This is a genomic window from Arthrobacter sp. EpRS71 (assembly GCF_001512285.1).
GTDB lineage: Bacteria > Actinomycetota > Actinomycetes > Actinomycetales > Micrococcaceae > Arthrobacter.
This window is the reverse complement of the sequence record NZ_LNUV01000010.1, coordinates 1-5917: the sequence shown is the minus strand read 5'-3', so window position 1 is coordinate 5917 and position 5917 is coordinate 1. Positions and strand designations below refer to the sequence as shown.

The following is a 5917-nucleotide window of genomic DNA, read 5'->3' as shown; positions in this document are numbered from 1 at the left end:
ACATCGACCCCCAACAAACACCCCGACAAAACCACCACCACACACCCCACAGAACATAGAAAACGCAGAGAACCAGGAACACAGAGGAGGTAGAGACCATCGCCGCGTCGCTGCGCACGGGAACCTGGCAGCGCCCAGTTGAGGCCCGTGGACAGGTAGCGCCCCTCGCAAACCGGCAACCCGTGTGCGCAACGCAAACCGGCAACCCGTGCGCCCTGCGTCGGTCCAGTATTCCTAGGACTCACAGGGCCTGTTTCAGGGGCTGTGCCGCTCGAGCGCGCCGCCTAGGCTTGGACGTGTCCGGGTTGCATGTGACCCGGTTGGACGTCACATTCGACGATCCGGAGAAGCCACTACGAAGGATCAGACCATGAGAATTGCTGTCACGGGCGGAAGCGGAAAACTGGGTAGGAGTGTGGTCCGCCGGCTCACGCAGGATGGCCACCAGGTGCTCAACATGGACCGCGCCGGAACCCGCGGCAAGGGCTACGTTAACGTTGACCTCCGCAACTACGGACAGGTCTTGGATGTCATTCTGGGTCTGGACGATCAGCACAGCGGCTTGGACGCCATCGTTCACTTGGCCGCCATCCCCGCGCCGGGTCTGGCCCCGGACGCCGCGATCTTCGAGAACAACATGGTCTCTACGTACAACGTCTTCCAAGCAGCGCGGAGGGCCGGCATCAAAAAGGTGGTCTATGCCTCCAGCGAGACTGTCTTAGGTCTGCCTTTCGAGATCGACCCTCCGTACATTCCGGTAGATGAGGAGTACGCAGCCCGCCCCGAAAGCACGTACTCGCTGGTCAAGCACCTCGAGGAGCAAATGGCCATCCAACTCACCCGGTGGGATCCGGACCTGAGCATCACTGCCCTGCGCTTCTCCAACGTGATGGACCCTGAGGATTACGATGCCTTTCCCTCCTTCGATTCCGATGCCACCCTGCGCAAATGGAACCTATGGGGCTACATCGATGCCCGGGACGGTGCGCTTGCAGTTGTCAGGGCGTTGGAGCATGGCGAACCGGGTTTTGAAGCCTTCATCATCGCAGCCGCCGATACCGTGATGAGCCGGAGCAGTGCCGAGCTGGCAGCGGAAGTCTTCCCCGGCGTCGAGGTCCTCAAGGAACTGGGCGAGCACGAAACCATGCTGTCCATTGACAAGGCGCGCAGGCTGCTGGGTTATGAACCAGAGCACAGCTGGCGCACCGTCCACTCCAACCGCACCACACCAACCGAGGACTAAGACTGGCCGACGCTCCCTCGGGGCTGACGCGCGACGGCCCACCCCTTAGCTGCAGTTTCCTGCAAGCACTCGTAAAGGGATGGGCCGGCGCAGCTTCAGTTGCACCCTAAATCATGGTCATCACCATGGCGGGGTCGGACAGGATGGCACCCAGATCCGCAAGGAACCGGGATCCCTGCTCACCGTCCACCAAGCGGTGGTCGAAGGACAGGCTGAGCGACATGACCTGCCGCACGGCCAACTCATCGTTGACCACCCACGGCGCCTTCCGCACAGCGCCCAGGGCCACGATGGCGGCCTCGCCCGGATTCAGGATGGGTGTCCCGGCGTCGATGCCAAACACGCCGATGTTGGTGATGGAGATAGTGCCACCTGACAACTCTGACGGCGACGTCTTACCTGCTCGTGCGGTGTCCGTGAGTTCGGTCAGCGCCGCGGAAAGCTCACGCAGCGTCAGCCTGTCCGCGTCCTTGATGTTCGGAACGGTCAGGCCTCGGGGTGTGGCGGCCGCGATGCCCAAATTCACGTAGTTGAACTGGACAATCTCTTGGCTGGCCTCATCCCACCGTGAGTTCAGCGATGGGTTGTTTCGGAGCGCCACCAGCACAGCTTTGGACGCAATGGTCAGCGGCGTCAGCTTGTATCCGTCGAACGCCTTGTTGCCCTTGAGCCTTGCCAGCAATTCCATGGTTGCTGTGACATCCACTGTGAGGAATTCCGTGACATGCGGCGCAGTGAAAGCACTGTGCACCATGGCAGCGGCCGTGAACTTACGGACGCCTTTGATGGGCGTGCGGGTCTCGCGTTCGTCGTGCCCGGCAACAGCAGGAACCCCGGCCGGGACCTCAACTGCGCCGGTGAAGTTCTGGACATCCTCGCGGGTAATGAGCCCGCCGGGTCCCGTACCCGGGACGAGTTCCAGTTCAATACCAAGATCGCGCGCAAGTTTACGCACGGGCGGGGTTGAGCGCGGACGCTCGGAGTTCTCAGCCTCTGCCTGACGAGCCACCGCAGGCTCGGTGACCGCCGGGGGTGCCGGGAGTGCAGCCTTCACCTCCTGGACTTGGCCGCGTGCCCGGCGGGTCGGTCGTCCGGAATGCTCGACGACGGCGCCGTACCCCACCAGGTTCGGCTCACGTTTCGCTGGGGCTCCCACCGCTTGAGCACCGGCATTTGCCGGCGCACCCTTGGCGGATGCGTCGACGGCGGCCCTGTCGCCGGCGGACTGGTTTCCGGCGGACCGGTTCCCGGCGGACCCAGCACCAGCAGACCGTTCACCGTTACCCGGTGCACCGCCACCCAAGGAGGACCCGGCGTCGTCAACCTCAAACGAGACGATCGGCTTGCCAACTTCCACCACAGTGCCAGGCTGCTCATGAAGTTCAGCCACCACTCCGGCGAAGGGCGAAGGTAACTCAACAACGGCCTTGGCAGTTTCAACCTCAGCGATGACCTGATTCAGTGTGACGGTGTCCCCCACCGCTACCTTCCAACTCAGGATTTCCGATTCGGTCAGGCCCTCGCCAAGGTCCGGCAGCCTGAATTCCTTGATCATGGTGGCGGTCATCCTTCCAGTCCACTCAGGGAGTTGTGCCGGCCAAGGGCGCGGTCCACGCCGTCGAGAATCCTGTCCAGGTCCGGCAGGTGGTGCATTTCGAGCTTCGAGTACGGATACGGAACGTCGAAGCCGGTGATGCGGACGGGGGCGGACTCCAGGTAATGGAAACAGCGTTCGGTAATGCTGGCGGCGATTTCAGCACCAAGGCCTCCGGATTGGCCGGCCTCGTGGGTGATGACCAGGCGTCCGGTCTTACGGACAGAAGCTTCCACGACGGGGTAGTCCACGGGCGCCAGCGAGCGCAGATCGATGACTTCCACCGAAATGCCTTCGTCGGCCGCGGCCAGGGCAGCGTCCTTGGCCGTCTTGACCAGAGGGCCGTAGGCAACCAACGTGACATCAGAACCGGTGCTGACAACGGCAGCTTTATCCAGGGGAAGGGCAGTGGAGAGGTCCAGGGTTTCGTCCACGTCGCCCTTGTCGTGATAACGACGCTTGGGCTCAAAGTAGAGGACGGGGTCATCGGAAGCGATGGCCTGCTGGATCATGGTGTACGCATCCTGCGGGTTGGACACAGCTACCACGCGGAGGCCGGAGGTGTGCGTGAAATATGCCTCGGGCGATTCGGAGTGATGCTCCGGGGATCCGATGCCGCCACCGAAAGGAACGCGAATGGTGATGGGCATCTTGACCCGCCCCTGGGTCCGGTAATGCATCTTGGCTACCTGGCTGACGATCTGGTCGAACGCCGGGTAGATGAATCCGTCGAACTGGATCTCGCAGACCGGCCGGTAACCGCGGTAGGCCAAGCCAACAGCGGTGCCGATGATGCCGGACTCAGCCAGTGGCGAATCGATCACCCGGTGCTTTCCGAAGTCTTTCTGAAGCCCATCCGTGACGCGGAAGACACCACCGAGCGAGCCGATGTCTTCTCCCATGAGGACCACCTTGGGGTCGTTTTCGAGGGACTTCCGCAGACCGGCGTTGATGGCCCGGGCAAAAGTGAGCTTGGACATCAGAGTGCACCTTCCTCGGCGGGCTGGTTGAAGCTGTTCAAATAGCGCGAATAGTGGTGCTTCTGGCGCTCAATCCAGGAATTGGGAGTGCTGTACACATGGTTGAAGACATCCAGTGGCTGCGGGTCCGGCATATCAATACAGCTGGATCGCAGTTCCGCGGCCACAGCATCGGCCTTGGATTTCACCCGGGCTTCCACGTCGTCAGTCAGCAGGCCCTTGGCTTCGAGCAGTTTGCGCAGCCTCAGAATGGGGTCCTTGGCCGCCCAGTCTTCCAATTCGATGGGGTCACGGTACCGCGTGGGATCATCGGCGGTAGTGTGCGGACCCATGCGGTATGTAACAGCCTCAATAAAGGTAGGTCCGCCACCCTTGCGGGCCCGGTCCAACGCCACACGGGTTGCAGCCATAACAGCCAGGACATCATTGCCGTCAACGCGCATACTGGGGATGCCGAAGCCGGTGGGCCTGTCAGCCAACTGGACGTGGGACTGCACGCGGACGGGCTCGGAAATTGCCCAATGGTTGTTCTGGCAGAAGAACACCACGGGAGCCTGGTAGCTCGCTGCAAAGACCATGGCCTCGTTGACGTCGCCTTCACTCGTGGCGCCATCGCCAAAGTAGGCAAGTACCGCGGTATTGGCACCATCCAGTTGCACACCCATGGCATAGCCGGTGGCGTGCAGGCTCTGGGACCCAATGATGATCTGGGGCGTCGCCAGGTTGATGCGCAGGGGATCCCACCCATAGGAGGCGTTGCCGCGCCACACCCGGGCGATCTCGGACAGGTGGGCGCCACGTACATAGGCCACTCCGCTTTCGCGGTAGCTGGGGAAGACGAAGTCATCGTCCCGGAGTGAGCGGCTTGAGCCGATCTGAGCCGCCTCCTGACCCAGCAACGGAGGCCACAATGCGAGCTCTCCCTGCCGCTGGAGAGCCGTAGCCTCCGCATCGATGCGGCGGATGACTGTCATGTCCTCATACAAGGAACACAGGTGCTCATCACCGATGTCCTTGACCCAGATATCGAACTCGGGATGGCTGATGCGTTCGCCGTCCGGCGACACCAACTGGAGCAGATCTCCGCCAGTCCTCAAGGGAATTTGTGCACTTTTTCCTGGGCCCGGAGCGTGGTGGTCCACTCCCTTGCCCGCCTGATCCGTCAACACAGGTGATCGCAACCTTCCGGCTCGTTTTGTCGGCGCTGGCGGGACTTGTGATCCTGCCGCAGACCGGCCCTCCGGCACCTTCGCCGAAGTTAACTGTGACCCTACTCACAAGTGTCATGGGGTACAACTACCGTTCCAAAGATTGATCATTTTGCCCTGTTTCAGGCTGCCCGACCGTGCTAATCTTGCGCATTATGCAACCCTTGGATGGCACTGACACCCGACTGCTTTCGGCCATGGCCAAGGATCCCCGAGGGACCGTGGTGGCCCTGGCTCAGAAGCTCGGCCTGTCCAGGAATACCGTCCAAGCCCGCATGGCTCAGCTTGAAAAGAAACACGCGTTCCTCTCCTTCGAGCGGCGCATCAATCCCGCAGCGCTGGGGTACCCGCTCACAGCGTTCATTACGGTTCACGTGCAGCAACAAAAACTGGCCTCACTCTCCGAAGACCTCGCCGACATCCCGGAAATCCTTGAAGGATTCGGCCTGACCGGCTCCGCGGACCTGCTCTTGCGCGTGGTGGCTTTGGACGCAGAGGACCTGTACCGCATCAACGGAAAGATCCTCGGCTGCGACGGGGTGGAGCGGACAGATACGGCGCTTGCCATGCGCGAGATGATCCCGTACCGGGTGCAACCGCTGCTGGGCCGGCGCTCCGGCGAGTGAGAATCGTCCTTCACCTGCAGTCCCTCCACCTGCAGTAATGGGCCGTGCGGTACTTGCCCACCGCACCCGCATAGGATTTGATGCAAGTGGACGCATCGGGGGCCGGCCAGAGGACCCCGGCCATGTGGTGGCGCTGCCGAAGGCTACCGAAAGGGGCACTACCGTGAGCAACCCGCAACAACCCAACCAGCCCGAGCAACCCCACCAGCCGGCACAACCCAACCGGCCCGCGCCGAACTATCCGGGCCAAAACCCGCCCCCGGTTC

5 protein-coding genes are annotated in these 5917 nt (G+C 62.2%); 2 read left to right on the top strand and 3 right to left on the bottom strand.

The window, feature by feature from the left end; translation table 11 throughout:
- Positions 1 to 370: 370 nt before the first annotated feature.
- Entirely contained in the window at positions 371 to 1243 is an 873-nt protein-coding gene (locus tag AR689_RS22575; RefSeq protein WP_062073975.1) for an NAD-dependent epimerase/dehydratase family protein, read from the top strand.
- A 106-nt stretch (positions 1244 to 1349) separates the two neighbouring features.
- On the opposite strand, the gene AR689_RS22570 is transcribed toward AR689_RS22575, so the two are convergent.
- The 3 genes from AR689_RS22570 to pdhA are packed head-to-tail and all read right to left on the bottom strand — an operon-like array spanning position 1350 to position 4986.
- On the bottom strand, positions 1350 to 2810 hold the full coding sequence (locus AR689_RS22570) for a dihydrolipoamide acetyltransferase family protein (RefSeq protein WP_062073974.1): 1461 nt from the start codon (positions 2808 to 2810) through the stop codon (positions 1350 to 1352).
- A complete protein-coding gene (locus AR689_RS22565) occupies positions 2807 to 3817 on the bottom strand; it encodes an alpha-ketoacid dehydrogenase subunit beta (RefSeq protein ID WP_062073973.1) in 1011 nt (336 codons plus the stop codon). Before AR689_RS22565 ends, AR689_RS22570 begins: the two co-directional genes overlap by 4 nt.
- Positions 3817 to 4986, bottom strand: a complete 1170-nt coding sequence (pdhA, locus tag AR689_RS22560; RefSeq protein ID WP_062073972.1) for a pyruvate dehydrogenase (acetyl-transferring) E1 component subunit alpha — start codon at positions 4984 to 4986, stop codon at positions 3817 to 3819. The genes AR689_RS22565 and pdhA overlap by 1 nt, the downstream gene beginning before the upstream one ends.
- A gap of 194 nt (positions 4987 to 5180) precedes the next feature.
- Between pdhA and AR689_RS22555 the strand changes: the two genes are divergently transcribed.
- A complete protein-coding gene (locus AR689_RS22555; protein ID WP_024820292.1) occupies positions 5181 to 5651 on the top strand; it encodes an Lrp/AsnC family transcriptional regulator in 471 nt (156 codons plus the stop codon).
- The last annotated feature ends 266 nt before the right edge of the window (positions 5652 to 5917 follow it).

Bases quoted from the DNA above. Each gene is read 5' to 3' on its own strand.
- AR689_RS22565 (WP_062073973.1), bottom strand. From the start codon at position 3,817: ATGTCCAAGCTCACTTTTGCCCGGGCCATCAACGCCGGTCTGCGGAAG.
- AR689_RS22570 (WP_062073974.1), bottom strand. From the start codon at position 2,810: ATGACCGCCACCATGATCAAGGAATTCAGGCTGCCGGACCTTGGCGAG.
- AR689_RS22555 (WP_024820292.1), top strand. From the start codon at position 5,181: ATGCAACCCTTGGATGGCACTGACACCCGACTGCTTTCGGCCATGGCC.
- AR689_RS22575 (WP_062073975.1), top strand. From the start codon at position 371: ATGAGAATTGCTGTCACGGGCGGAAGCGGAAAACTGGGTAGGAGTGTG.